The sequence below is a fragment of the Bacillus sp. C30 genome (genome assembly GCF_040838255.1).
GTDB lineage: Bacteria > Bacillota > Bacilli > Bacillales > Bacillaceae_G > Bacillus_A > Bacillus_A mycoides.
In genome coordinates this window covers 1-3,142 of the sequence record NZ_JBFPJH010000359.1, presented here as the reverse complement: position 1 = coordinate 3,142, position 3,142 = coordinate 1, and the positions used below count along the sequence as shown (strand labels likewise).

General features: G+C 35.4%; 4 protein-coding genes. All 4 read left to right on the top strand.

Annotated features, from left to right (window positions below):
- On the top strand, positions 1-459 hold a 459-nt coding region (locus AB3X49_RS20190), incomplete at its 5' end, for a pentapeptide repeat-containing protein (RefSeq protein ID WP_367964339.1).
- 176 nt (positions 460-635) lie between these two features.
- Entirely contained in the window at positions 636-941 is a 306-nt protein-coding gene (locus tag AB3X49_RS20185) for a YunG family protein (RefSeq protein WP_367964341.1), read from the top strand.
- 53 nt (positions 942-994) lie between these two features.
- Entirely contained in the window at positions 995-2,320 is a 1,326-nt protein-coding gene (locus AB3X49_RS20180; RefSeq protein WP_367964337.1) for a bifunctional S-methyl-5'-thioadenosine deaminase/S-adenosylhomocysteine deaminase, read from the top strand.
- 155 nt (positions 2,321-2,475) lie between these two features.
- A partial coding sequence (locus AB3X49_RS20175) for a peptide ABC transporter substrate-binding protein (protein WP_367964335.1) occupies positions 2,476-3,142 on the top strand: 667 nt, incomplete at its 3' end.

Sequence of the window (3,142 nt, the reverse complement as noted above, 5' to 3'; positions counted from 1 at the left end):
ATAGAATGTGATTTTACTGGTACTCTTTTTAATGCTTCTATCCATCAAGGAACTACGTTTGCTAATTGTAGGTTTTTTGGTGCGAATTTATTTGTATCTAAGTTTGAAGAATGTAAAATGACTGGTTCGGATTTCGAAGAGGCGAATTTAGACGGAATAACAATTATATCAGGCGATTGGTCATATACGAATTTAAGGTTTGCGAACTTAAGTAAACAAATGTTAAAGGGTATTCGTTTAATTGAAGCTGACCTATATGAATGTAATTTAGAAAAAGCAGATTTGCGTGAAGCGGATTTAACGGGCGCACAATTAGGTAAGGTGAAACTTAGTGGGGCGGATTTAAGAGGAGCTGTAGTTGATAGAGTTGATTTTAAAGCTTTTGATTTAAAAAACGTGAAATTAGATATAGCGCAGGCGGTTGCAGTTGCGAGATGTTATGGAGCAAAGGTGAATTAAATCATTTGTAACACCGTTCAATATATTGAACGGTGTTACAAATAGTAATGATTTTTAAAAATCGCCTTTTACCTCTTTTACAATATGGTGTGTAAAACTACCAATGTCAGGGGAAGCTGAGAATGGATAATAAAAAGACAAAACCAATATATGAAGCGTTAATAAAATCTTGGTGAATAGAAACGAGTTCTAAGTGGACGAGCGAAAACCCGGCAAAGGGACAATGTGGTGTAACGGCCCTTATTATTCAAGAATTATGCGGGGGAGAGATAAAAAAGACGAAAGTAGGAGAAGTGTGGCATTTTTACAATACAGTGGATGGGAAAAGGCATGATTTTACTTGGACTCAATTTCATGAAAAATTAAACTATATGGACGTGAAGTCGAGCCGTGAAGAAGCATTTGCAGATACGAATGAAATACAATATGACATTTTGAAGGAAAAGGTAATGAAAGAATTAAAATTATCTTTTGACTCTTAATCTTTAATGAGTTACTATAATGGTGGTAACTTATTAAAGGGAACTTCATAGAGTTGAAAGGGGAAATACTTTTGAAAACAACTTATGTAAACGCTACAATTGCAACGATGAATGAACAAAATGAAGTGATAGAAAATGGATATATCATTGTAGAAAATGATCAAATTATAGATATAAATAGCGGAGAATTCGCTAACGATTTTGAAGTAGATGAAGTAATTGACATGAAAGGAAAGTGGGTTTTACCAGGGCTTGTCAATACACATACACATGTTGTAATGAGTCTCTTAAGAGGTATTGGCGATGATATGTTATTGCAGCCATGGCTTGAGACGAGAATTTGGCCACTTGAAAGTCAGTTTACGCCAGAGCTTGCGGTCGCTAGCACGGAATTAGGATTACTTGAAATGGTGAAAAGTGGTACAACATCATTCTCTGATATGTTTAATCCTATTGGAGTAGACCAAGATGCAATTATGGAAACGGTATCAAGGAGTGGAATGCGTGCTGCTGTTTCAAGAACTTTATTTAGTTTCGGAACGAAAGACGATGAAAAGAAAGCAATTGAAGAAGCTGAGAAATATGTGAAGCGTTACTATAACGAAAGTGGTATGTTAACTACGATGGTTGCACCGCATAGTCCATATACATGTTCCACAGAACTGTTAGAAGAGTGTGCTCGTATTGCAGTAGAAAATCAAACGATGGTTCATATTCATCTTTCTGAAACAGAGCGTGAAGTACGTGATATTGAAGCACAGTATGGGAAGCGTCCAGTAGAATATGCAGCAAGTTGCGGATTGTTTAAACGCCCAACAGTTATTGCACACGGTGTAGTATTAAATGAAAATGAGCGTGCATTTTTAGCAGAACATAATGTTCGAGTAGCTCATAACCCAAATAGTAATTTAAAACTAGGTTCTGGTATAGCGAATGTAAAAGCGATGCTAGAAGCAGGAATAAAAGTAGGAATTGCAACAGATAGTGTGGCGTCTAACAACAATTTAGATATGTTTGAAGAAATGCGCATTGCAACATTATTACAAAAAGGTATTCATCAAGATGCAACAGCGTTACCAGTTGAAACAGCTCTTACACTTGCGACTAAAGGAGCTGCTGAAGTAATCGGGATGAAACAAACGGGCTCACTTGAGGTTGGAAAGTGTGCTGATTTTATTACGATTGATCCATCTAATAAGCCGCATTTACAACCGGCAGATGAAGTGTTATCACATCTTGTGTATGCAGCTAGTGGAAAAGATATAAGCGATGTAATTATTAATGGTAAACGTGTCGTTTGGAATGGTGAATGTAAAACATTAGATGAAGAGCGTATTATATTTGAAGCAAGTCGTTATAAACGAGGTTTACAAAGATAGGTAATTATATATCAGTTGAGAAAGCTATCCTTTTTTAAAAGGATAGCTTTTTTCTTGAACGAATAAATATTCAAAAGAATGTCGCATCTTTCTGTTAGTATTTCTGCTATAATATATAACGCTTTATAATATTTTATACTTAAGGAGAACAACTCATGAAGCGAAAAAAGAGCCATTTAATAGTAATGGCACTTGTTACAACTTTATTATTAGCAGCTTGTAATAATAAAGCGAATAAAAGTGACACAGAGGCAAAAAAACAAGTATTAAATGTAACGGTATCAGAAGAAATTCCTTCTCTTGATACTACAAAAACGATGGATGGTACATCAGCGCACGTTATGCAAAACATATTTGAAGGGTTATATGTATTAGATGATCAAGATCAGCCTATTCCAGCAGTAGCAAAATCGTTTGAAAGAAGTGAAGATGGTAAAAAATATACATTTGATTTGCGTAAAGATGCAAAATGGTCAAATGGAGACAGTGTAACAGCCAATGATTTTATGTTTGCGTGGAGACGGGCGGTAAGTCATGAAACAGCGTCTCAATATGCGTATATGCTCTTTTACGTGAAAAATGCGAAAGAGATAAATAAGGGAACAATGCCTCTTGATGAACTTGGGGTTAAAGTTATAAATGATTATAAGTTAGAAGTGGAACTAGAACAGCCAATTCCGTATTTTTTACAGTTGTTAGCGTTACCTATATACTTACCACAGCACGAATCATTTTTAAAAGAACAAGGAGAGAATTATGCATTGGAACCTAGTAATCTCATATATAACGGTCCATTTGTATTAGAGAAGTGGAAGCATGAAC